This is a genomic window from Microbacterium sp. 18062 (genome assembly GCF_902706225.1).
Classification (GTDB): domain Bacteria; phylum Actinomycetota; class Actinomycetes; order Actinomycetales; family Microbacteriaceae; genus Microbacterium.
In genome coordinates this window covers 22,522-45,497 of record NZ_CACSKB010000036.1, presented here as the reverse complement: position 1 = coordinate 45,497, position 22,976 = coordinate 22,522, and the positions used below count along the sequence as shown (strand labels likewise).

Here is a 22,976-nt window from a genome sequence, read left to right as displayed (position 1 = left end):
CCGCCCGGCGCGCGCCACCGCCCTCCCCCGTGAGAGCGCGGTCGTCACCACCGCCGCCGGCCGCCGCTCGATGGCCGTGCTGCGCCTCGCCACCGGCTTCGTGTTCCTGTGGGCGTTCCTCGACAAGACCTTCGGCCTCGGCTTCTCCACCCCGGTGGAGCGCGCATGGATCAACGGCGGCACCCCCGCCCAGGGGTTCCTCAACAGCGAATCCGTCACCGGACCGCTGCAGCCCCTCTTCCAGGCGATCGCCTCGCCCCTGGTCGACTGGCTCTTCATGGCGGGGATGCTGGGCATCGGTCTCGCGGTCATGCTCGGCGTCGGGCTGCGCATCTCGGCCGTCGCCGGCACGCTCGTAATGCTGTTCATGTACCTGGCCGAGTGGCCGTTCGCCGCGAACGCCGGATCGACCAACCCGCTCGTGGACTACCACATCATCTACGCCCTCGCCCTCATCGTGGTCGCAGTGCTCTACGCCGGCGACACCTGGGGCCTCGGCGCCTGGTGGAAGAGCCTGCCGATCGTGCAGCGCTTCCGCTGGCTCGTCTGAGGGCGGCGCATCCCGCCCCCCGTCCGCGATCGGCACCCGATGGGCCGCGCACTCCCCGGAGGCGCGGCCCATCGCCGTGCGCGCCCGGCCGCGCTGCGCGTTCCCCGGCCGGGCTGCGTGTTCCCCCGGCCGCGGCGCCCGGCGGATACCTGGTATCGGCCGGCGCCCGTTCTGACGGAGCCTCGTGCGGCGTTGTATCGAGCCGGACCCACCCGACGACAGAGAGGGATCCGCCATGCAGGAGGAGCGCTTCCGCGAGTACATCCGCCGCTTCAACACCGAGGACGACACCGCCTTCGACGACTACCTCGCCCCCGACATGCACATGAAGAACGGCACCCTGGAGTTCACCGGCGTGGACGGGATGAAGCGCCACTACCTCGACCTGATCTGGCCCGACTTCGTCGAGCGCCTCGCCGTCCCCCGCTTCGTCTCCGACGACCACCGCGCGGCGATCCAGATGAACACCGTCTTCACCGCCAAGCACGATGCCGAAGAGTCCCTGTTCGGCCCCGTCCGAAAGGCCGAGACGTTCGAGTTCGACGGCGTGATCATGTATGAGATCGACGAGACCGGCCGCTTCAGCGACATCCTCGTCGCCTACAACTCCTTCGTGCACACCGACCGCGACGGCAACAGCCGCGATCTCGGCATCCCGCACTGAGCTACCCGGCGGACTCGTCCGCGCCCTCCGCGTCGCCGCCGAACTCCACGAGCTCGGCCGCGTCGCGCAGCCGTCCCAGCAGCCACTGCAACGCCGCGTCGCCGGACTTCGACGGATGCCAGTGCGCCGCTTCGACCAGGACGCTCGGGGCGATGGGCGTCTCGGCGACGACGAGTCCGAGCGATGCCGCGAACCTCGCCGCGGTGCGCTCGGGCACCCACCCGATCCACGGCGTGCCGGCGACGGCGAAGGGGACCGGGAGGAAGCCCTGGACCGTCACCGCGACGGAGGGGACGAGATCGGCGGCGGCGAGCATGTCGTCGACATGGGTCGAGACGTGCACGCCGAACACGGAGCGCACGTGGCGCTGCTCGCGCAGCGCCTGCAGAGACAGGCGCCCGCCGGCCAGCGCCGGGTTGGCGGCGTCCGCGACGCAGACGAACCGGTCCGAGAACAGCGACGCACGCTTTCCCGGCACGCCGCGACCGGTCGCGGCGATCGACACGTCGCAGCGCAGCAGATCGATCGGCGAGAGGTCCGCATCCACGGGGAGGGCGCTGAACTCCACGCGGGTGCGGGGCGCCTCGACGGCCAGCAGGCGCAGCAGCGGGCTCGTGATCTCGGCCAGCACGTAGTCGCTCGCGGCGACCAGGAACGTGCGCGTGCTCGTCGCGGGCTCGAAGTCGGGCAGCACGTCGAACGTGCGATGCACCTCGATCATGCACTCGGCGACCACCGGGATGAGCGACTCCGCACGCGGCGTCAGCACGAAGCCGCGGCCTTCGCGCGCGAAGAGCGGGTCGTGGAACAGCTCCCGCAGCCGGGCGAGCGCACCGCTGACCGCCGGCTGGGTCATCCCGATCCGCTCGCCGGCCCGCGTCAGGTTGCGCTCCGCCAAGAGGGCGTCGAGGACGACGATCAGGTTGAGGTCGAGCTTGCGGACGTCGGTCACGGCACTGTTCCGATTCGCGGGCGGGTGGGCGCACCCATCCTACGGACCGGTCCGGCGCCGGCGGGCGAGGCCGGCGGCTAACCCCGCCGTTTACGGCGGCCGAGGTACGTCGACAGGCCGACCGCGGCCAGCAGCGCGAAGCCGTTGAAGACGTTCGAGGCCCAGCCGCTCGCACCAGAGAGCGCGAGACCGCTCACCGACACCGACACGAAGATCGCGCCGACGACCGTTCCCCAGACGTTGAAGAATCCCGGCCGGATGGTCGTGGCGCCCAGGAAGACGGCGGCGAGCGCCGGGAACAGCAGCGTGCCGCCGTCCGATGCCGATGCGCTGCCGACACGGGCGAGCTGGAGCACGCCCGCACCGCCGGCGACGAAACCGGCGACCACGAAGCTCCACCACACGTTCTTCGTGACGGGGAGCCCGACGAGCTTGGCCGCGGTGGCGTTCGAGCCGATCGCGTACAGCGAGCGGCCGAAGGGGGTGTGCGTGAAGAAGTACCAGGCGACGCCCGCGACGACGAGGGTGATGTAGAACACGAGCGGGATGCCGAGCAGGCGCGTCGAGCCGAACTTCATCAGGGCGGGGTCGAGGCCGCTGACGAACGTCTGGCCGCCGGTGAACCACGACATCAGCCCCGCGAGGAGCATCGACATGCCCAGCGTCGTGACGAACGGGCTCATCTGCAGCTTCGTGACGAAGAAGCCGTTCGCCACGCCGACGAGCGTCCCGAGGACCAGCGACACCAGGATCGCCGACCACAGCGGCAGCCCGTAGACCGACATGAGCCCGGCCGTCATCACCTGCGTCATGATGGCGTTGGCGCCCAGCGAGAAGTCGAAGTAGCCGCAGACCAGCGGGAAGAGCGCCGCGATCGCGATGAGGGCGACGACCGCCTGGCTGCCGAGGATGACGTTGATGTTGTTGATCGTCGGGAAGGACGCAGAGGAGAGCGGCGAGAACGCGAAGAAGGCGAAGACGAGGATCGTCAGCAACGGCAGCGCGTAGTTCTCCAGCAGCCGCAGCGGAGCGGGCGTGTGCTTCACCGGGATGGAGACGGTCGCCGTCGACGGCGGGGTGGTGGCGGTCTGGGTCATGGGGTCGCCTCCGTGGGGGCATCGGTCATCGTCTTCTCGCGCAGCACCAGGCTCGTGAGGCCCTCGACGTCGAGCTCGCCGGCGACGACCTCGTCCGAGATCCTGCCGCGGCTGAGCACGAGCGTGCGGTCGCACAGCGCGTGTATCTCGGCGAGGTCGCTCGAGGCGACCACGACCGCGCAGCCCTCCGCGGCTGCGCGGCGGATGCTGTCGTACAGGTCGGCGCGGCTCATCACGTCGACCCCCTGGGTCGGCTCGTCGAGGAGGAGGAGCTTCGGCAGGCGCTGCATCCAGCGCGCCATCACGACCTTCTGCTGATTGCCGCCGGACATCGACGAGAACAGCGCATCGGGTCCGGCGGCCTTGACGCCGAAGTCGGCGATCAGCGTCTCCGCCGTCCCGCGTTCACGCCTGCGAGGCATGAACCCGTGCGTCCAGTTCTCGGCGAGCGTGGCGAACGCGAGGTTCTCGGCGACGCTCTGGTCCATGAAGGCGGCCTCGCGGACACGGTCCTCCGGCACCAGCGCGACGCCGGCGGACATCGCCTCGCCGACGTGCTGCGGCGCGTAGGGGCGGCCCTCGAGCCGCATCGTCCCCGCATCCGGGGCGTGTTCGCCGAAGATCATCTTCAGGACGCTGGAGCGCCCCGAGCCGACCAGGCCGGCGAGACCGAGGATCTCCCCGCGGTGCACCGTGACGTCGATGCCGCGCACGGGGCCGCCGCGGAGATCGGAGACGGAGAAGACCGGCTGCCGCTCGGCATGGACGGCGTCGCCGGTCGGACGCAGCGCTTTCACGAAGCGGCCGGCCATGATCTCGATGAGCCGGTCCTCGGTGGGCGACTCCGCGACGAGCTCGCCGGCGACCCGCCCGTCGCGATAGATCGTGAAGTCGTCGGAGACCGCGAGCACCTCGCGCAGGCGGTGGCTGACGATGAGGACGGTCTGGCCGATCTCGGCCCGGCGGCGTACGCGCTCCAGCAGGAGCTCGGACTCGTGCGCGGCCAGTCGCGCCGTCGGCTCGTCCAGCACGAGGATCAGCCGCTGGTCGGCGTCCTGGTCCGCGAGCGCCCGGGCGATCGCGACCATCGTGCGATCCGAGGGGCGCAGCGTACGGATCGCGGCACGCGGGTCGACGTCGAGCTCGTACTCCCTCAGCAGCGACGTGACCCGCGTCCGCAGGCCGCGCCAGTCGATTCCCGGGCCGCTGCGCGGATAGCCGGTGTCGAGGGCGAAGTTCTCCTCGATGGACAGATCCTCGAACAGGCCCAGGTCCTGGTGCACGAACCGGAGTCCCGCCTGCTGCGCCGTCGCCGGTGTGTAACCGTGCAGGTCGAACGCCTGGCCGAAGATCTCCAGCTCGCCGGCGTCGGCCGGATACACGCCCGCGAGGATCTTGATCGTCGTCGACTTGCCCGAGCCGTTGCCGCCGAGGAGGGCGTGCACGGTGCCGCGGCGCACGCGCAGCGAGGCCTTGTTCAGCGCCCGCGTGCCGGCGAAGTCCTTGTCGAGACGCCGGACGTCCAGCGCCAGGTCGGCACCCCGCGACCCGGGGGCGGCAGGGGCCGACCCCGCCGTCCCCGGGTCGGTCCTCGTGTCGGTCACTTGCCCCACGCTTCGAGGAACGTCGACTTCCAGTCGATGGAGCCGTCGTACGGACCCGAGGCGGGCAGGTTGTGATCGGCGTCGACGACCTGCACGGACTGGCCGATGTAGGCGGGCTCCTGGCCGCCCAGCACGCGGATCGCGGTGTCGACCGATCCCCATGCCTCCCAGATCTGGGCCTGGCCCACGGTGGCGGTGATGCCGGGCTGACCCTGGCGGATCATGTCGAGCGCGGCCTCCGAGCCGAACCCGCCCACGACGACGAGCTGCTCTGCGAGACCCGCCTGGTCGATCGCCGCGGCGAGGCCGTTGACGAGATAGGCGTCGGTCGGCATGACGAGGGCGTTGGCGTCGGGGTTGGCCAGCAGCGCGCTGATGACCTTCTGGACGTAGGAGCCGTCGGCGCTCTCCGGGTCGGACACGTCGACCGTCTGGACGACCTCGCCGCTGCCGAGCGCTGCCAGCTCCTCGCCGTAGGCGTCCGTGACCAGCTGCCCCCACGGGTTGCTGGTCAGGTTGACGACGACGGCCTTCACGTCGCCGTCGTTCTTGCCGAACGTGTAGTCGGCCTGCAGCTTGCCCATCGCGTGGAACGGCGACGGCACGGGCGGGTCCTCCAGCCACAGCCGCTCCGAGTCCCAGACCTTCGGGTCGCAGTCGTCGAGCCCGCCGCCACCGACGATCGTGACGCCGGCCTCCTTGGCCTCGGTGAAGGCCGCGGCGGCGGCGCTGCAGCTGATGCCGACGGGCACGAGCACGTCCGCCCCGCCGGCCACCGCCTGGCGGATCGCGGTCGCGAAGCCCTCGGGGCTCAGCTTGCCGTCGACGATCGTGGCGTTCCAGCCGGCGGCCTCGGCCGCATCCGCCATGGCCGCGGCGGGGGCGGCGCAGGTCGCGTTGGACTCGCCGCACGACATGACGTAGAAGCTCAGGCCCTCCGGGGGCGTCGTCGACTCCAGGCCGGACAGGTCGGAGCCGATGCCCTCGTACGCGGTGTCCAGCGCCGCCTGCGCCTCGGCGCTGAGGCTGCCGCTGTCGGTGGACGGGGTGCCGGTTCCCTCGTCGCCGCTGGAACATGCGCTGAGAGCGAGGGCGAGGGCGACCGCTGACGTCGCGATCGCGAGGATCTTGCGTGATCTCAAGGGACACTCCTGCTGTGTCGGGAGACGCGACGACCGGAGTACGGCGCCATCGCCTCTTTCGGGTGCTGGCTCCTCTGCCAGTGCACTCATCACACCAGCGACCGATCGGATGGGGAACGCCTGAGCGCTGATGCTTGGCATCGGATGCGGCGATGATGCATCCGCATTCGCATATACGAATGATAGCTATCATTATCAAACAGGCATCGTGGCCTGCACCGTTCGAAGGAGAACATCGTGACCGGACCGAAGCCCGCAACTCCCGACTACGCCGCCGACTTGTTCTCGGACGAGGTCGTGAGCGATCCCCATCCCCACTATGCGGCCCTGCGCGATCTCGGCTCCGCCGTGTGGCTGCCCGCCACCGGCGTCTTCGCCGTCGCACGCTACGACGACGTACGCGCGGTTCTCGGCGACGCCGAGACCTTCATCAGCGGGGAGGGCGTCGGCTTCAATCGGATCGTCAACGACCTCACGAAGGGCAACACGCTCAACAGCGACAACCCCGAGCACGATCACCTCCGCTCGATCGTGGCCTCGGAGCTCACCCCTCGGGCGGTCCGCGGTCGCGCGGACGGCGTCGCCGAGGCGGCGCAGCGGGTCGTCGCCGCGGCCGTCGCCCGCGGGGAGATCGACGCGGTCGCCGACATCGCCCAGGCCATGCCGATGAGCGTCGTGCCCGACTTCATCGGCCTGCCCACGCGCGGCCGGGAGCGTCTCTTCGACTGGGCCGCGGCGGCGCTGGACACCCTGGGCCCCGATCATCCCCGCCTCGAGTCGGCGTTCGAGACCGCGGGCCTGCAGGTGCAGTACGCCATCGATGTCGCTCAGGGCGGCGAGCTGCTCCCGGACAGCCTGGCGGCGAACCTGCTCACCGCCGTCGAGCGCGGCGACATCGGCCCGGAGAAGTGCCCGGTGCTCATGCTCGACTACCTGGGCCCGTCGCTGGAGACGACCGCCAGCGCGCTCGGGCACCTCCTCGTGCTCCTCGCACGTCACCCAGAGCAGTGGGAGCTGCTCCGAGCGGCCCCGGGGCTGGTGACGGCGGCGCTGAACGAGACGCTGCGCCTGGAGAGCCCGCTGCGCGGGTTCTCCAGGATCGCCTCGCGGGAGACCGAGATCGGCGGGATGCCCGTCCCCGCCGGATCGCGCGTCTGGCCGATCGTCGCGTCCGCGAATCGCGACCCCCTCAAGTGGGGCGCGGATGCCGACGAGTTCCGCATCGAGCGCAATCCCGTCGACCACGTCGCCTTCGGGTACGGCGTGCACGGCTGCGCCGGGCAGGGACTGGCGAAACTGGAGATCCACGCCATCATCCACGCCCTGCTCGCCCAGGTGCGCGCCGTCGAGCTGGTCGGAGAGCCGGTCTGGCTGGTGAACTCCATCGCCAACACGTTCGCCTCGGTGCCGCTGCGTCTGGTGGCGGCGTGAGTGTGCGGGTCGCCCTGGACCGCGCGCGCTGCGAGGGGCACGGGGTGTGCGAGGAGATGGCGCCCCAGGTGTACCGGCTCGACGAGGCCGGGGAGCTCGAGTTCCCCCTGGACGGCGTCCCGCTGCCGGGAGACGTGCAGGCGGCGGCCGTGGCGGGCGCGGCGGCATGCCCGGTCGCCGCGTTGCGCGTGATGCGGGAGGAGGGATGACGCGGCCGCGCCGCGTCATCGTGCTCGGCGGCGGCCTCGCCGCCAACACGTTCGTCGCCCAGGCCCGCGCACTGGGGTTCGACGGCGACCTGGACGTGCTGGCCGCCGAGTCGCGCACGCCGTACGCGCGGCCGCCCCTGTCGAAGGCCGTGCTCACCGGCGCCGCCCCACCGGAGTCGACGTCGCTCCCCTTCGATCCTGCGGCCGCGAGGTTCCGGCGCGGCGTGGCCGCGGTCGCCGTCGATCCCGTCGAGCGCCTCGTGACCGCCTCCGACGGAACCGCCCTCCCCTACGACGCCCTGCTGGTGGCCACGGGCTCGTCGGCGCGCGTGCCGGGTCCGGGGACGCTCACCGTACGCACGATCGACGACGTGACGGTGCTGCGGGACCGGCTGACGACCGCGCGGACGGCGCTGATCGTCGGCAGCGGCTTCCTGGCGTGGGAGCTGGCCGCCGGATGCGTCGCCGCAGGGGTCGACACGACGGTCGTCACTCGCCCGGCGCCGTTGGCGCGGACGCTCGGGACCGAGCTCGCCGCCATGCTGATCTCGCGCGCCCGCGCCGCCGGTGCGCGCCATGTCGTCGCCGCCGACCCGATCGTGCGCGCGGATGCCGGCGGGACGGCGGTGGCGGTGGGTGCCTCGATCCTGCGCGGAGACGTCATGATCGGTGCGGTCGGGTGCGCGTCGAACACCGCGGCACTCCCGGCTCGGTGGCGGTCGGCCAGGGCGGGCGGCGCCATCGAGATCGACGAGCTCTCCCGCGTCCGCGCGGGCGGAGGCGGAGGCCTCGTGCCGGACGTGTACGCGGCGGGGGACGTCACCGCCCGCGTCCTCGGCGCAGGTTCCGCGCGGTCTCCGCTGTGGACCGCAGCGATCGCGCAGGCGGTGAGGGCGGCGCGCACGATGCTCGAGGTCGACGGCCCGACGCTCTCCGACGACGTCCCCTACTGCTGGACAGAGGCATTCGGAGTCGAGATCAGGCTCGCGGGCGTCGTCCCGTCGGGGATCACACCCCTGATCGATGGCGAGGGCGAGGGCGGCGCGCTGTGGCGCTGGCCGGGCGCTGCGGCGGCGGTGAACCGCACGATGCCGATCCCCCGGCTGAAGAGGCTGACGGTGGAGCCGGTCCCGGCACACGAGCCGGTGGATACGAAAGACTAGGCGGGTGACCGCCGCTCGATCCGTCGCCCGCCCTCCCCAGCAGGCGCGCGCTCGCGAGACCTTCCGCAAGGTGGTCGAGGCGGGACGGGCCATCCTCGCAGAACAGGGCATCGAGGGTTTCACGCTGGCCGCGGTGTGCGAACGGGCCGGCGTCTCGATCGGGTCGGTCTACTCGCGCGTCGACAGCATCGACGGCCTGTTCCTCGCCATCCACGAGCACGTCATGGAAGAGCTCGACGCGCGCACCGTCGAGATCGGCGCTCTCGCCTCGCGCGACGACCTGTCCACCGACGAGCTGATCGAGACCGTCGTCGACGGCGTCTGCCGCCAGTTCGCCGACCACGACGGAGAACTACGCGCGTTCATCCTGCGCGCGGCGGTCGACGTCCACGTGCGCGACCTCGGCGTGGCGCACGCCGCGCGGTTGGCGAGCGCATTCGTCGAGGCGCTGCGGCCTCGCGCCACGGACTTCCCGCACGACGACCCGGAGTCCGCCATCCGTGCAGCGTTCCAGATCGTGTTCGACACCCTGTCGTGGGACACCGCGTTCGGTCGCGCGTTCGCCGCGAACGCTCCCCCCTCCGGCGCCCTCCGCGAGCGGCTGTCCCGGCTGTGCATCCTGATGCTGCGCAGCCGCTGAGCGATCCTCCTCCGTCCGCGGCGAGGGTGCCGCCGGCGGCCGCGATCTCCGCCGCCGCGCGCTCCGGTTCGCTCGCGGCGAGCCCCGCGATCACGACGCGGGCTCCGGCCGCCGCCAGCGCCTCGGCGACGGCGCGTCCGATGCCGGTGGCCCCGCCGGTGACGATCGCCACCTGCCCGGCGCACAAGAACCTGCCCGCCGCCGACGCGGTGTCCGCACCGCTCACGGGGTGACGACGACCTTGCCGCTCAGGTGCCGGGTCTCGAGCAGGGCGAACGCCTCCGCCACCTCGTGCAGCGGGAACTCCCGCTGCACGGGAAGGCTCAGGATGCGGCCGGCCACCTGCTGCGCGAGGCGTTCCAGGATGTCGGGACGGCGCTCGTAGCGGCCGGGACTGGCGAGCCCCAGCCGCTCGGTCGCGGCGTGGTCGACGATCTCGCAGATGCGCTCCGGCGGAACGCCGAGCTCGAGGGCGACCTCGACGGTCTCACCGCCCGCGTCGTCCTGCACGGCGGTGATGCCCTCGGGCGCGAGCGATCGCAGGCGACCGGCGAGACCCGGCCCGTACTCGACGGGCTCGATACCGGCGGCCCGGAGCCGCTCGTGATTGGCGGAGCTCGCCGAGCCGATGACGCGGGCTCCGGCGGCGAGCGCGAGCTGGCCGTAGAGGAAGCCGACGGAGCCGGCCGCCGCGCTGACGAACACGGTGTCTCCTGCCGCCGGCTCGAGCACCCGGTAGGAGGCCTCGGCGGTCAGCCCGGGAGTTGCGAGCGCGCCCGCGACCGCCCACGGCAGGGCCGCGGGCCGGCGCGCGAGGTGGGCGGCCGGCACGGCGACCAGCCCGCGCAGCGTCGACGAGCCGAAGCCGAGCACCTCGTCGCCCACGCCGACGGGGGCGCCGTCGACGTACGAGGCCCCTTCGCCGACGGCGACCACGATCCCGGCGACGTCGCCGCCGATGCCGCGCGGGAACGGCGCGGAGAGGAGGATGGCGCCGGCACGCACCTTCGCGTCGAACGGGTTGATCCCCACGGCCTTCACTCGGAGCACGACCTCGCCGGCGCCCGCGACGGGGTCGGGGACCTCCGCGAGACGCAGCACTCCGGGATCGCCGGTCTCGTCGTACAGCACCGCGACGGTCATCGCGCCTCCTCCCGCTCCCAGTGGTTCACGTTGATGCGCTCGGGGTCGGCGGCGAGGTAGCGGTGGAAGCGCCCCTCGGGGTCGCGGGCGGCGATGATCTCCTGCAGCCTGGCCCAGTTCTCCGGCGCCATGAACCTCAGCTGACGGTTGGTCATGTCCGAGTCGCCCAGGTACTGGCCCGCCGTGACCGGCTGCGCGTGCGCGAACACCTCGTTCACCCAGTCGCGGTTGCGCGGATAGTCGGCCGGATCCTCGTAGACGGTGTAGGCGGCGACATACGCGTCGGTGTGCAGCGAGAACGCCATGTCCTGCAGCTCGCGACGGGGCGCGTTGCTCATCCAGATGGCGAAGCCGTGCTCGGTGGGGTTCGTCGTGAACACCGGGCGGATGCCCTCGACCACCGCGGCGATGCCCTCGGCCGAGTCCTCCCCGTCGATCCACGCGTTGTCGCAGATGTACTGCCAGTGCTCGGGGTTGTTGCGCAGCTGCTCCTCCCGCTGCTGCGCGAGCGTCGAAGGCACGGCATCCTGCACGAACACGGCCCGGTCGATCACGGGGCTCGTGGTGAACTCCGCGAGCGAGGCGCGGGCATGCTCCTCGTCATCGCCGAACGCGAGACCGGTGACCAGGAACAGGCGGCGCTCGCCGCCTTCGGGCACCGGAACCGGCACCGAGACGCAGACGATCTCGACGTTGTCGGGGATGCGGCGGTGCGCCCGGTACATCCAGGTCATGACCTCGGAGAAGTCCTCGAGCTCGTACCCGTGCACGGTGTGCGCGAGCGCGCCGAACATCGGGCGCGTCGCGAGGTGGAAGCGCACCACGATGCCCGGGAAGGCGGGACCGGCGCCGCGCGCGGCCCAGTACAGGTCGCTGTTCTCGTTCGCGTCGGCGTGGACGAGCTCGCCGTCGGCGGTCACGACGTCGACGGCCACGACGGACTCGGCCGCCCAGCCCCAGCCGCGCTGGTTCCACCCCTGGCCGCCCTGCAGCAGGAATCCGCCGATGCCCACGGTCGGGCAGTGTCCGCCGTTGAAGAAACGGCCCCGCGCCTCCAGGTACGGCGAGAGCACCTCGCCGCCCTTCGTCGCCGGCCCCGCCGAGACGACGTCGGTCTCCTCGTCGTAGCCGACGTCGGTGAGCGCGCCGAGATCGATCAGCAGACCGCCCTCCCGCACGCTCCAGACCGCCCACGCGTGGCCGCCGGAGCGGACGGCGACGGTCCATCCGTTCTCCTTCGCGAGCCGGACGCCTCTCTGCACGTCCTCGATGCTGCCGGCGACGAGCACGGCGTCGGGCTGGCGGCCCGGACGGCGGCCGTTGAAGACGCGGCCGACGCGCGCCTGCTCCCAGTCGGCGTCGGTCGGCAGCACCAGGCGGCCGTCGAAGGCGGAGGCATCCAGGGTCATCGTCGAGCTCCTCAGCGGATCATGCGGCGCGGTCCGTTCCGGCGCCCGCTATCGACAGTAGGGAGCGGGCGCCGCGGGTTGAACCTGCCGTTCGGGATACCACCTATCGAGCCCGGTCCTGCGCCGACGGCATTCGGCGCACCCGTTCCCGCGGTCGCCGCTCAGCCGAGGACCGACCCGCCGCCGTCGACGACGAGGTTGATGCCGGTGATCCACGACGCCTCGTCGGAGGTGAGGAACACCGCCGCGTTCACGACGTCGTCGGTCTGCCCGATGCGACCGAGCGGGATGCGGTCCCAGGTCGCCTTCATCGCCGGGGGCGGGTCGTCCACGAGGAACCTCGTCGCGGGGGTCTGGATGAATCCGGGCGAGATGCTGACGGCGCGGATGCCGTGCGGGCCGCCCTCGACCGCCAGCTGCTGGGTCAGGTTGATGACACCGGCCTTCGCGGCGCCGTGCGCGTTCTGCGGCATGAACTCGACGCCGCGCGTGCCGGCGATGGAGCCGATGTTCAGGATGACGCCGCCCCCGCGGGCCTTCAGATGCTTCCACACGGCACGCACCGCGTAGAACACGATGTTCAGCTCCATGTCGATCGCGAACTCCCAGTCCGCCACACTGATCTCGTCGATGGCGCCGAACCTCTGGATGGAGGCGTTGTTGTAGAGGATGTCGATGCCGCCGTACACGGCGGAGGCCTCGTCGATCCATGCCTCGACGGTGTTCGCGTCCCCCGCGTCGACGGGAGCGAAGCCGGTGATCTCGCCCCTGTCCTCGCGAACGATGCGCACCGTCTCCTCGAGCGTCTCGGCATCGAGGTCGCAGCCGACCACCTTCGCGCCCTCGGCGGCGAACCGGCGCGCCGCATCCCGGCCCATCCCGCCGCCGATGCCCGTGATCAGCGCGACCTTTCCCTCGAGACGTCCTGGTGTCCGGGTCATGGATCTCTCCTTCGAGCGTGCGGCGGCACTCCTGTGCACCGTCCCCGACTGTACGGCGCGACCGCCGGGAAGGCCCACGACCCGTCGCTCATACCTGGTATCGCCGCGATCACTACACGCGAATCAGAATTCCCTTTATCTTTTTCTCGGTCGGGACCCGCGGGTCCGGGATCCACCCACACGGCATGCAGACAGAGAGAAGACGAAGATGTCCACTCGCACCCCCGCCCTGGCCGGGACCGCCACACTCATCTCCGCAGCCCTCGCACTGAGCGGCTGCTCGGGTTCGCCGTCGGGCGACTCGACGACGGGCACCCTGACGATCGCCAACCCCTCGACCCTGGCGACCTTCGACCCGGCGCAGGTCACCACCGGGAGCCTCGACCAGTACCTCCAGCCCGTCTACGACACCCTGCTGCGCCGCACACCCGATCTCGAGCTCGTGCCCATGCTCGCCACCGAGTGGACGTACGACGACGCTCTCACGACGCTCTCGCTCGAGCTGCGGACGGGGGTGGCCTTCACGGACGGCACCGACTTCGACGCCGACGCGGTCGTCGCGAACCTCGTGCGCACCCGCGACGCCAACGGCCCTCAGTCCGCCTCCCTCGCCAGCGTCGACACCGTCACGGCGGTCGACGCGGACACCGTCGAGGTCCATCTGACCGAGCCCGACCCGGGGCTCCTCGATGCGCTGGCCGGCACGGCCGGATCCATCGTGAGCCCCGAGGCCCTCGACTCCGACACGCTGTCGACGGCACCGGTCGGAACCGGGCCCTTCGTCCTGGACACCGCGAGCACCACGACCGGCGACACCTATACGTACACGGCCAACCCGGACTACTGGGATCCGGAGCTCGTCCCGTACGACACGATCGTCATCAAGACGCTCGAGGACGTGACCGCCCGGATGAACGCCATCCAGTCCGGCCAGGTGCAGGCCACGATGGCCGAGATCCCGCAGATCGCCGCCGCGGAGTCGGCGGGGCTCACCGTGCAGACCCAGCTGCTGAACTTCACGGGGCTCGTGATCTTCGACCGCGAGGGCGCCCTGGTCCCCGCGCTCGGCGACGCGCGGGTACGCCGGGCGATCAACCACGCGATCGACGGCGACGCGCTGCTGACGGCGCTCCGAGACGGCCGGGGCGTCGTCACCTCGCAGCTGTTCGGCGAGGACTCGGAGGCGTTCGTCGCCGACCTCGACGACGAGTACCCGTTCGACCCCGCCCGTGCCCGCGAGCTGCTCGCCGAGGCCGGCTACGCCGACGGGTTCGACATCACGCTCCCCGACTTCAGCGCCATCTTCGGCGAGTCCCTGTTCGCCACGGTCACCGAGCAGCTGCAGGCCGTCGGGATCACGGTCACGCTCGAGTCGCTGCCCATCCCCGACATGATCGGCAAGACGATGTCGGGCGGCTACGCCGTCACGCTCAACTCCAACTTCCAGGGGACGGCCTGGCAAACACTGTCGCAGTACGTGCTCCCCACGGCCGCCTTCAACCCGTTCCACTCGACGGACGACACCGTCGCGTCGCTGATCGACACCGTCCGCACCACGACCGGGGACGACCAGAACGCCGCCTACCAGAAGCTCAACGAGCACATCGTCGAGGACGCGTGGGCAGCGCCGTTCTTCCGCGAACAGGGGGTCTATCTGAGCACCGACGCCGTGGAGGTCACGCTGCAGCCGCAGACCCAGGTGCCGTCGATCTACGACTTCGCGCCGGCGGAGTGAGTCCTCCCGGCCCCCGAAGGCGTCACCATGCTCGTCTACCTGCTCAAGCGGATCGCCGCCGGCGTCGTGCTGCTGGCCGCCACCGTGACGGTCGTGTTCGTGATGCTCGCACTCAGCGGCGCGAACGTCGCCCGCACGATCGTGGGCGCGAACGCGAGCGAGGAGCAGGTACGGGCGAAGACGACCGAGCTGGGCCTGGACCGTCCGATCTGGGACCAGTTCAGCCAGTGGGCGCTGCGCGCGCTGCAGGGCGATCTCGGAACGTCGTTCCTGACCTCGCAGGGCGTCGCCGAGACCGTCCTGCAGCGGGCCGGGGTGACGCTGTCGATCGTGACACTGTCGATCCTCGCCTCGGCCCTGCTCGCGGTCGCCGTCGGCATCACTGCGGCGCTGCGCCGCGGATGGCTCGACCGGCTCCTGCAGGGAGTGGCCGTGCTCGGCACCGCTCTGCCCGGGTTCTGGGTGGCCCTCGTCCTGATCACCGTGTTCGCGGTGGGCCTGCGCTGGCTCCCGGCGACCGGCTACGTCCGACCGGAACAGGATCTCGCCGGCTGGGCCGCCTCGCTCGTGCTCCCGGTCGCCGCCATCTCGATCGCCGGGATCTCGGGCTCGGCGATGCAGCTGCGCAGCGCCATCATCGATCTGAGCCACCGGGAGTTCGTGCGGACCCTGCGCAGCCGGGCGCTCCCGCCCCGGCGGCTGTTCCTCATCCATCTGCTGCGCAACGCCGCGCCGCCGGCGCTGACGGTCCTCTCCCTGCAGTTCGTCGGCATGCTCTCCGGCGCCGTCGTGGTCGAGGAGGTCTTCGCCCTGCCCGGCATCGGCCGTCTCGCCGTGTCGTCCACCGCCAGCGGCGACATCCCGGTCGTCATGGGCGTGGTCACCCTCATGGTGACGATGGTCGTCGCCGTCAACCTCCTGCTCGACCTGGCCAACGCCTGGCTCAACCCGAAGGTGAGGATGCGATGACCGCGCCCCGCACCGAGACGCTCCTGCTGGCCAAGCGCAGGCCCGGCGCCCTCGCACCCGCGCTGCTGCGCAATCCCCTCGCCGTGGTCTCGGCGTCGGTCGTCGTGCTGCTGATCGTGCTCGTGGTGGGCGCCGACCTGTTCGCGCCGATCCCGCCGTCCGCCACGGACCTCTCCGCCGTCCTGCAGGGGCCGAGTCCCGCGCACCCGTTCGGCACCGACGACATCGGACGCGACATCTGGTCGCGGCTGCTGCACGGCGGCCGCCTCACCCTGGCCGGGGCCGCCATCGTACTCGCGATCGCGCTCGTGATCGGGGGCCTGGCGGGGCTGTTCGCCGGCTACTACCGGGGAGTCGTCGATGCGGCCGCCTCGTGGGCCGCGTCGCTGATGCTGGCGCTGCCCTCCCTCGTCGTGCTGCTGGCGCTGCGCTCGGTCACCGGCCCGTCGATCCTGGTGATCATGGCGGCGTTCGGCCTGCTGATATCGCCGTCGATCTTCCAGCTCGTGCGCACCACCGTGCGCGACGTCGCCGCCGAGCCCTACGTCGAGGCGGCGCGCGTCGCCGGGCTCCCCGACTCGCGGATCCTCACACGGCACATCCTGCGCGCCGTCCGCGCGCCGCTCATCATCCAGGCGATGATGGTCGCCGGCATGGCGGTGGGCGTGCAGGCGGCGCTGAACTTCCTCGGCCTCGGCGCGGGCACCGTGACCTGGGGCGGGATGCTGGCCGACAGCTTCGCCCTCGTGTACTCGGCCCCGCAGCTCATGTTCTGGCCGGCCCTGTTCCTCGGCGCGATGACGGCGGCGCTGATCGTCCTGGGGAACGCACTGCGCGACTCCCTCGACCCGCGCGACGGCGCCCTCCGACGGCGGCCCGCGCCCCGTGCGACGCCGGCCGCGGATGCCTCGCGCCGAGCCGGCGCCGCACTGCTGGAGGTCCGCGACCTCGGCGTCGGCTACACCGGCCGGGACGGCGAGCCCCTCCGCGTCGTGCAGGGCGTCGACCTCGCCGTGCACGCGGGGCAGGTCGTCGGGCTCGTCGGCGAGTCCGGCTCCGGCAAATCGCAGATCGCCTTCGCGATCGCGGGACTGCTGCCGCGGACGGCGACGATCGACAGCGGCAGCATCCTGTTCCGCGGCACGGAGCTCGTGGGACTCAGCCCGCGTCGGGCGCGGAAGGTCCTCACCGGAGGCATCGCCTACGTGCCGCAGGACCCGATCCCCAACCTCGACCCGTCGTTCACGATCGGCTTCCAGCTCACCGAGCCGCTGCGCATCGTACGGGGGCTGTCGCGGAAGGCCGCCCGGCGCCGCGCCCTCGAGCTGCTCGAGGCCGTCAGGATCCGGGAGCCGGAGAAGGCGATGCGGTCGTACCCCCACGAGATCTCCGGCGGAATGGCCCAGCGCGTGCTGATCGCCGGCGCCCTCTCGATGGATCCGGTGCTGCTCGTCGCCGACGAGCCGACCACCGCGCTCGACGTCACCGTGCAGGCGGAGGTGCTGGAGGTGCTGCGCGGGCTGCAGAGCTCCCGGGGCCTCGCCATCCTGCTGGTGACCCACGACCTCGGCGTCGCCGCCGACATCTGCGACCGGATCGCCGTGCTGCGCCATGGCTCCCTCGTCGAGCAGGGAACGGTCGAGGAGGTCTTCGCCGCGCCCCGCCAGGCGTACACCCGCACGCTGCTGGACTCGACCCTGTCCGGCGCCGCACCGCGCGAGCCCTACTCCGCCCCTCGCGGCTCCGCCCCTCGCGAAGGAGGACGATCGTGAGCGACCGTCCCTCGCCCCTGCTCGACGTGCGCGAGCTGCGCGTCGACTTCCGTGTCCGCGGATCCCGCACGCCCTTCACCGCCCTGCACGACGTCTCGCTCGACGTGCGCGCGGGCGAGGCCGTCGGGCTCGTCGGGGAGTCGGGCTCCGGCAAGTCGACGCTCGGGCGCGCCGTGCTGGGCCTGGTCGAGCCGAGCACCGGCACCATCCGCCTCGACGGCCGCGACATCACCCGCCTGAGACAGCGCGAACGACGCGCGCTGGCCAGCGAGACGCAGGTCGTGTTCCAGGACCCCTACGGCTCGCTCAACCCGGCGCTGAGGATCGGCGACATCCTCGGCGAGCCGCTGCTGCTGACTCGGGCGTCGTCCGCCGCGGTGCGCTCGGTCGTGCTGGCGGCCCTCGACCGCGTGCATCTGCCCGCCGACGCCATCAACCGGTACGCGCACGAGTTCTCCGGCGGACAGCGCCAGCGCGTCGCGATCGCCCGTGCCCTCATCCGGGGACCGCGCCTGATCATCTGCGACGAGGCCCTGTCGGCACTGGATCTGACCACCCAGGCGCGCATCATCGAGCTGCTCCTGGAGCTGCAGGCCGACACCGGCGTCGCCTACCTGTTCATCTCGCACGACCTCGCCGTGGTGCGCCATCTCTGCCACCGGGTCGCGGTGCTGCGCCACGGGCGCCTCGTGGAGTCGGGAGACGGCGACCGGATCACCTCGGCGCCGGAGGACCCCTACACCCGGGAGCTGCTCGCCGCCTCCCCGGTGCCGGACCCGGTGGTCCAGCGCGCCCGCAGGCTCGCGCGCGGGCTGCCCGCCTGACCAGGTGCGGGGCCCGCGACGGTGCCGGCGGCGGGCGGGAGCGCGACTCAGGCGGCGGGGTCCGGCGGGGTGAGCAGGTGCAACCGGGCCAGACGCGGGAGCAGATGGGCGATCTCGGCCATCGGATGGGGCGGCTGGTTCCAGAACTCCCCGCCGAACGCGACGTGATGGGCCAGAGACTCGAACGCGAGCGAGAAGATCGCGTCGACCGCGGCCGCCGGATCGGGATGGGGGAACTCGGCGGAGTGCGCCAGCAGGCGGTCGCGGAACGCGCCGCTGATCGCCTGGGCGGGCTCGGCCGTGTTCTGGCGCAGTCTCGAGTCGTTCGCGGTCATGATGATGAACACCCCGAGGATGGCGGCGTGCTTCGTGAAGTGGTCGACGAGCAGTCGCACCGCGAGCTCGATCGTCTGCGTCACCGAGAGGCCGTCCCACTGCGGCCCCGGCTGGTACATCTCGCGGGCGTCGGCGTCGATGCGCCCGAGCACATGCGTGTGGATGCCGAGGATGAGCGAGTCCTTGCCGTCGAACCGGGAATAGAGCGCGCCGGAGGAGATCTGTGCCCGCTGGCACACCTCCGCGATGGAGAAGCCCTCGTAGCCCCGTTCGCTGAGCACGTCGGCGCCCGCGTTGAGGATGCGTTCGAGGCTTCGACGCGACCGCTCCTGCACGGGAGGGCGGAGACCGGGCACCTGTGTCATCACCCGACCAGTCTCTCAGCCGATCGCGCCTGCGGCACGGCTCCGGGTATCAGCGAGCGAGATATCACGAATCAGAATATTGATTCTGATTCGGTGATCGGCAAGGGTGGAACACGCCCCCGGGATGCCGGCACCGCCGCATCCCGCCCCCGAGAAAGGACGTCGCCGTGCGCGAACTCGCCGACCTGCTGCTGGAGTCCATGGTGGAGCGCGACCCCGGCATCGTCCCGTGGGCCGACCGCTACGCCGTGACCGTGAACTCGGTGCCGGGCGCTCCGGGCATGCTCAGCAGCTGGCGGACGGTGACCGGCGTCAACCGCGTCGGCCAGTACGTGGTCGATCCCGTCCTCGGGCAGGTGTTCGTCACCGCGAGCCTCGACGAGGGCGGGATGCCGGTGACGTTCTGGGCCCGACTGAAGGTCGAGGACGGTCGGGTCGGCGAGGCCGAGCTCTCGCACGTGCGCGCACGCGCCGACGGCGGCTTCGTGATGCTCGCCGAGGAGATCGGCACGTATCCGGCCGGCTGGACGAGCGAGATCCCGGCCGGCGGGCGCGCGACCCGCGACGAGCTCGAACGGCTCGGCCGGGCGGTCTTCGACGACTCGCTCACGGGGCCCGAGCCCTCCGACGACTGCCTCCTGATGGAGCTCGGCGGAGTCGTCCTGGAGGACCCCGACTACATCGACCTCCTCATGACCGGGGAGCTGCACGGCGGCACCGACCGCGAGAAGACGTCGATGAAGGCGGGCCTGATGCCCGTGCGCCCCTACGACCCCGACGCGCGCATCGTCGCGATCGACGAGGAGCAGGGCATCGTCGTCGTCACCGGGCTGGTGCCCGGCTTCACCTCGCCCTACGTCGTGCGCGATGCGAACGAGTCCTGCTTCGTCCCCGCCGCCATGATCGAGCAGCACCGCCGGACGCTGCGCGGCGACTGGGCACGGGGACGCCGGGTCGTCGAGGAGCTGCCGGCGACGGCGGTCTCGACGCACGTGCTGCGCCTGCACTCGGGGATGCTGCAGGGCCTGCACATGTTCAACTGCCTGACCGCGGCCGGCGGCCGCTCCCCGTGGCACGACCGGACGTAGCGCACCGGGCCCTGCCGATGGCCCGCGCGCTCGGTAGCATTCGGCCATGACCAACGGCGGTTACGACCTCAACCTGCTCATCCCCCTGCGGGCGCTCCTCGAGGAGGCCAACGTCACCCGCGCCGGCCAACGGGTGCAGCTGGGACAGTCGTCGATGAGCTCCGCCCTGTCCCGCCTGCGGGCCGTCTTCGACGACGAGCTGCTCGTCCGCGTGGGTCGCGACTACGAGCTCACCCCGTTCGCGCGGCTGCTGCTGCCGCAGGTGCAGGCCACGGTCCCCCTCCTCGAGCGGGTGCTGTCGAACGAGCCGCATCCGGACCCCCGGACCGCTCGGCGCACCCTCACGCTCATGGTGACCGACTACGGCATCATGCGGCTGCGCGGCGCACTGGCCGGCATCCTCGCCGAGGCGCCCGGCATCCAGCTCGATCTGCTCCCGCTGCCGGAGCGGCCGATGGAGAGCGAACGGGATCTCGTCACGCACGACTTCGTCATCGGCGTCCCGGGCATCGGGATCGACGGCCCGCATCTGCCGCTCCTGGAGGACGAGTACGTGTGCCTGCTGGATGCGGACAACCCGGCGCTGCGCGACGGCGCGCTCTCGTTCGACGACTTCGTCGCGCTGCCGCAGGCGGTCGCCCAGTTCGGTCGCCTGCACTTCACCCCGGCCGACCGCCGGCTGCGGGAGCTCGGCATCGACCGGCGGGAGCCGCGCGTGACGACCTCGTCCTTCCTTCCGCTGCCATCGGTCGTCGCGGGGACGGACCTGGTCGCCGTCGTGCCGCGCGCGCTCGCCGAACGGCTCGGCCCGCTGACCGGCACGGTCGGCGTCGACGCCCCGTTCGGGTCGGTCGGGATCGCGCTGAACCTCTGGTGGCACACCAGCCACGACTCGGACCCGGTGCACACCTGGTTCCGCGAGCGGCTGGTCGAAGAGCTCGGGGCCGAGCTCGCCGGGCCCGCCTGATGCGAGAGTCTCCGGGTTCGGTCCGTGAGCGAGGAGCGCAGCGTCGAGACGAAGGGGCGCGGTGCCCCGGCTGACCTGTCGCGTCCCGCCGATCTCACCGACCGGAAGCGACAGGTGAACCGCACTTTCGCTGCGAGCACGGGGAAGCTGGGGCGCCTGCGGCTGGGCGGGGATGAGAGCACGTGCGACCATGGGTCATGGCGTCCGCGCGCGAGGTGATTCCACCACCGCCGACTCGCATCCCGGATCTCGACGAGGACTTCTCCGAGGGGCTGAGTCCCGAGCGGTGGGTGCCGAGCTATCTCCCGCACTGGACGACCCCCGAGCGCGCCGAAGCCCGCTATCGCCTTGTCGCCGCGGGAATCCAGTTGCAGATCGACGCGGATCAGCCCGACTGGCGCCCCGAGGATGCTCCGTTGCGCGTCTCGAACCTGCAGACCGGCACCTTCTCGGGTCCCCTCGGTTCCCGGCGCGGAACACATCGCCATCGCGACGACCGGCTCCTCGTCCGCGCCGAGACCCCGCAACGACTGCTCTTCGCCCCCTCGCGCGGCCGGATCGAGATCACGCTCTCGGCCAGCCGGGACGAGAGCTGCATGACCGCCGGCTGGCTCGTCGGGACGGAGCATCTCTCCGCCGACGACTCGGGTGAGATCTGCATCTTCGAGATCGACGCGGAGGCGATCGGCGAGACGACGCACGCACGCACGGGCGTGAAGGCTCACCACGATCCGCGCACGACCACGGACATGGTCGAGTTGTCGGTGCCTCTCGACGCCGCCGAATCACACACCTGGACCGTCATCTGGGGCGACGGAGAAACCGTCATCGGTTGCGAGGGACTCCTGCTTCGGCGCATCCCGCAAGCGCCGGACTACCCGCTCTTCCTCATGATCGATCTCTTCGAGATCGGACCGCCCACCGGCACCTACCCCAAGACCGCCACCATCCGACGTGTTCGAGGATGGGCCGGCTGACCCGCCGAGTCCGGCCGTCTCCCCTGGACACGCGCCTAGCCCGCCTCGGAGGCGAACTCCACGCGCTCGGCGACGGTGCGGAGGATCCCGAGGAGCCAGGTCAGGGCGGGGTCGCTCGTGCGCGACGGGTGCCAGAACGCCGACTCCACCAGCACCGGCAGGCGCAACGGGGTGCGCACGACCACCAGGCCGAGCGCACCCCCGTACAGCTCGGCGAGGCGCAACGGCACGAACCCGTACATATCGGTGTCGGCCACGGTGAACGGCACGGGCAGGAACCCCGGGACCGTCCGCGCGACGCGCGGCCTGATCCCCGCGGTCGCGAGCGCGTCGTCGGCGTACATGATCACGCCGTCCGCGAACGACACCTGCACGTACGGCATGGTGGCGAGATCCTCGAGAGTCAGCGCGCCGTCCCGGATCCGCGGATGGTCGTGCCGCACGATGCACACGGTCGTGTCGGAGAAGAGGGACTGCCGCTTGCCCGGCACACCCCGCACGGCCGAGGCGATCGTGACGTCCTCGCGCAGCAGGTCGATGGGGCCGATGTTGCTCATCGGGCCGAACTCGACCGAGACGCGCGGAGCCTCCCGCTCGAGCACCTCCAGCATCGGCGCCGTCATGACCGACAGGGCGTAGTCCGACGCCGAGAGCCGGAACCGCCGGTCGCTGGTGAGCGGGTCGAACAAGGGCCGCAGGTTGAGCGTGCGCCCGATCTCGGTGACGGCCGCCCGCGCGATGGGCTGGAGCGCGAGCGCCCGCGGCGTCAGCTCGGACACCCGCCCGCGGCGCACCAGCAGGGGATCGTCGAGGAGCTTGCGCAGTTTCGCCACCGCCCCGCTGATGGCCGGCTGGGTGAGGCCGATGACCTCGCCGGCTCGGGTCAGATTGCGTTCGGCGAGGATGGCATCGAGCACGACGACGAGATTGAGATCGATGCCCCGCAGGTCGTCCATGCCGTCGACGTCGCCCCCTTGCGCGCTCCTTTTCAGCATAGG

23 protein-coding genes and 1 pseudogene are annotated in these 22,976 nt (G+C 71.6%); 14 read left to right on the top strand and 10 right to left on the bottom strand.

All coding sequences use genetic code 11. The features are described 5' to 3' along the window. Positions 1-550 (top strand): DoxX family protein (locus tag GVL03_RS13435; protein WP_159501514.1); only part of this gene is annotated, 550 nt, incomplete at its 5' end. Between the two features lie 235 nt (positions 551-785). After that, positions 786-1,214 (top strand): nuclear transport factor 2 family protein, encoded by a 429-nt coding sequence (locus tag GVL03_RS13430; RefSeq protein ID WP_159501513.1) that lies wholly within the window; start codon positions 786-788, stop codon positions 1,212-1,214. Between the two features lies 1 nt (position 1,215). Here GVL03_RS13430 and GVL03_RS13425 read toward each other — a convergent pair whose 3' ends face one another. The 4 genes from GVL03_RS13425 to GVL03_RS13410 all read right to left on the bottom strand — a co-directional run bounded on the left by GVL03_RS13425 (position 1,216) and on the right by GVL03_RS13410 (position 6,009). Next, positions 1,216-2,166: a LysR family transcriptional regulator gene (locus tag GVL03_RS13425; RefSeq protein WP_159501512.1), complete on the bottom strand. Its 951-nt coding sequence runs from the start codon at positions 2,164-2,166 to the stop codon at positions 1,216-1,218. A gap of 77 nt (positions 2,167-2,243) precedes the next feature. After that, on the bottom strand, positions 2,244-3,263 hold the full coding sequence (locus GVL03_RS13420; RefSeq protein WP_159501511.1) for an ABC transporter permease: 1,020 nt from the start codon (positions 3,261-3,263) through the stop codon (positions 2,244-2,246). After that, complete coding sequence (locus GVL03_RS13415; protein WP_159501510.1) at positions 3,260-4,867, bottom strand: sugar ABC transporter ATP-binding protein; 1,608 nt, start codon at positions 4,865-4,867, stop codon at positions 3,260-3,262. The genes GVL03_RS13420 and GVL03_RS13415 overlap by 4 nt, the downstream gene beginning before the upstream one ends. Further along, a complete protein-coding gene (locus tag GVL03_RS13410; RefSeq protein WP_159501509.1) occupies positions 4,864-6,009 on the bottom strand; it encodes a substrate-binding domain-containing protein in 1,146 nt (381 codons plus the stop codon). The genes GVL03_RS13415 and GVL03_RS13410 overlap by 4 nt, the downstream gene beginning before the upstream one ends. Positions 6,010-6,246: 237 nt before the next feature. Between GVL03_RS13410 and GVL03_RS13405 the strand changes: the two genes are divergently transcribed. The 4 genes and pseudogenes from GVL03_RS13405 to GVL03_RS22660 all read left to right on the top strand — a co-directional run. Beyond that, positions 6,247-7,440: a cytochrome P450 gene (locus GVL03_RS13405; protein WP_159501508.1), complete on the top strand. Its 1,194-nt coding sequence runs from the start codon at positions 6,247-6,249 to the stop codon at positions 7,438-7,440. Continuing rightward, positions 7,437-7,649, top strand: a complete 213-nt coding sequence (locus GVL03_RS13400; protein WP_235038163.1) for a ferredoxin — start codon at positions 7,437-7,439, stop codon at positions 7,647-7,649. The genes GVL03_RS13405 and GVL03_RS13400 overlap by 4 nt, the downstream gene beginning before the upstream one ends. After that, complete coding sequence (locus GVL03_RS13395; protein ID WP_159501507.1) at positions 7,646-8,812, top strand: FAD-dependent oxidoreductase; 1,167 nt, start codon at positions 7,646-7,648, stop codon at positions 8,810-8,812. The genes GVL03_RS13400 and GVL03_RS13395 overlap by 4 nt, the downstream gene beginning before the upstream one ends. A gap of 4 nt (positions 8,813-8,816) precedes the next feature. Beyond that, a pseudogene (locus GVL03_RS22660) lies at positions 8,817-9,011 on the top strand (TetR/AcrR family transcriptional regulator); the annotation flags it as partial. A gap of 163 nt (positions 9,012-9,174) precedes the next feature. Here GVL03_RS22660 and GVL03_RS22655 read toward each other — a convergent pair. Then, on the bottom strand, positions 9,175-9,570 hold the full coding sequence (locus tag GVL03_RS22655; RefSeq protein WP_306770342.1) for a hypothetical protein: 396 nt from the start codon (positions 9,568-9,570) through the stop codon (positions 9,175-9,177). On the opposite strand from GVL03_RS22655, the gene GVL03_RS22650 reads away from it, so the two are divergent. Beyond that, a complete protein-coding gene (locus tag GVL03_RS22650) occupies positions 9,479-9,685 on the top strand; it encodes a hypothetical protein (protein ID WP_306770341.1) in 207 nt (68 codons plus the stop codon). The genes GVL03_RS22655 and GVL03_RS22650 overlap by 92 nt on opposite strands. Here GVL03_RS22650 and GVL03_RS13380 read toward each other — a convergent pair. The 3 genes from GVL03_RS13380 to GVL03_RS13370 form a co-directional block, all read right to left on the bottom strand. Beyond that, positions 9,675-10,595 (bottom strand): NADP-dependent oxidoreductase, encoded by a 921-nt coding sequence (locus GVL03_RS13380; protein ID WP_159501505.1) that lies wholly within the window; start codon positions 10,593-10,595, stop codon positions 9,675-9,677. The two genes, GVL03_RS22650 and GVL03_RS13380, sit on opposite strands and share 11 nt — an antisense overlap. Continuing rightward, positions 10,592-12,004 (bottom strand): FAD-binding oxidoreductase, encoded by a 1,413-nt coding sequence (locus tag GVL03_RS13375; RefSeq protein ID WP_159501504.1) that lies wholly within the window; start codon positions 12,002-12,004, stop codon positions 10,592-10,594. Before GVL03_RS13375 ends, GVL03_RS13380 begins: the two co-directional genes overlap by 4 nt. A 161-nt stretch (positions 12,005-12,165) precedes the next feature. Next, positions 12,166-12,945, bottom strand: a complete 780-nt coding sequence (locus tag GVL03_RS13370) for an SDR family NAD(P)-dependent oxidoreductase (protein WP_159501503.1) — start codon at positions 12,943-12,945, stop codon at positions 12,166-12,168. Positions 12,946-13,153: 208 nt separating this feature from the next. Between GVL03_RS13370 and GVL03_RS13365 the strand changes: the two genes are divergently transcribed. The 4 genes from GVL03_RS13365 to GVL03_RS13350 are packed head-to-tail and all read left to right on the top strand — an operon-like array spanning position 13,154 to position 18,245. After that, positions 13,154-14,680, top strand: coding sequence for an ABC transporter substrate-binding protein (locus GVL03_RS13365; protein ID WP_159501502.1), 1,527 nt, complete (start codon positions 13,154-13,156; stop codon positions 14,678-14,680). 27 nt (positions 14,681-14,707) lie between these two features. Next, positions 14,708-15,649: an ABC transporter permease gene (locus tag GVL03_RS13360; RefSeq protein WP_159501501.1), complete on the top strand. Its 942-nt coding sequence runs from the start codon at positions 14,708-14,710 to the stop codon at positions 15,647-15,649. Further along, the gene (locus GVL03_RS13355; protein ID WP_159501500.1) at positions 15,646-17,421 is read left to right on the top strand and encodes a dipeptide/oligopeptide/nickel ABC transporter permease/ATP-binding protein; all 1,776 of its coding nucleotides are present in this window, start codon (positions 15,646-15,648) and stop codon (positions 17,419-17,421) included. Before GVL03_RS13360 ends, GVL03_RS13355 begins: the two co-directional genes overlap by 4 nt. Then, positions 17,418-18,245, top strand: a complete 828-nt coding sequence (locus tag GVL03_RS13350) for an ATP-binding cassette domain-containing protein (protein ID WP_159501499.1) — start codon at positions 17,418-17,420, stop codon at positions 18,243-18,245. The genes GVL03_RS13355 and GVL03_RS13350 overlap by 4 nt, the downstream gene beginning before the upstream one ends. A gap of 47 nt (positions 18,246-18,292) precedes the next feature. Here the strand turns inward: GVL03_RS13350 and GVL03_RS13345 are convergent, their stop codons facing one another. After that, complete coding sequence (locus GVL03_RS13345) at positions 18,293-18,946, bottom strand: TetR/AcrR family transcriptional regulator (RefSeq protein WP_159501498.1); 654 nt, start codon at positions 18,944-18,946, stop codon at positions 18,293-18,295. 167 nt (positions 18,947-19,113) lie between these two features. Here GVL03_RS13345 and GVL03_RS13340 point away from each other — a divergent pair, with 167 nt between their 5' ends. The 3 genes from GVL03_RS13340 (at position 19,114) to GVL03_RS13330 (ending at position 21,978) form a co-directional block, all read left to right on the top strand. After that, entirely contained in the window at positions 19,114-20,034 is a 921-nt protein-coding gene (locus tag GVL03_RS13340) for a hypothetical protein (RefSeq protein WP_159501497.1), read from the top strand. Positions 20,035-20,080: 46 nt separating this feature from the next. Then, positions 20,081-21,001, top strand: coding sequence for a LysR family transcriptional regulator (locus GVL03_RS13335; RefSeq protein WP_159501496.1), 921 nt, complete (start codon positions 20,081-20,083; stop codon positions 20,999-21,001). A gap of 197 nt (positions 21,002-21,198) precedes the next feature. After that, positions 21,199-21,978, top strand: coding sequence for a hypothetical protein (locus GVL03_RS13330; protein WP_159501495.1), 780 nt, complete (start codon positions 21,199-21,201; stop codon positions 21,976-21,978). Positions 21,979-22,013: 35 nt separating this feature from the next. On the opposite strand, the gene GVL03_RS13325 is transcribed toward GVL03_RS13330, so the two are convergent. Then, complete coding sequence (locus GVL03_RS13325) at positions 22,014-22,934, bottom strand: LysR family transcriptional regulator (RefSeq protein WP_159501494.1); 921 nt, start codon at positions 22,932-22,934, stop codon at positions 22,014-22,016. Positions 22,935-22,976 lie beyond the last annotated feature (42 nt).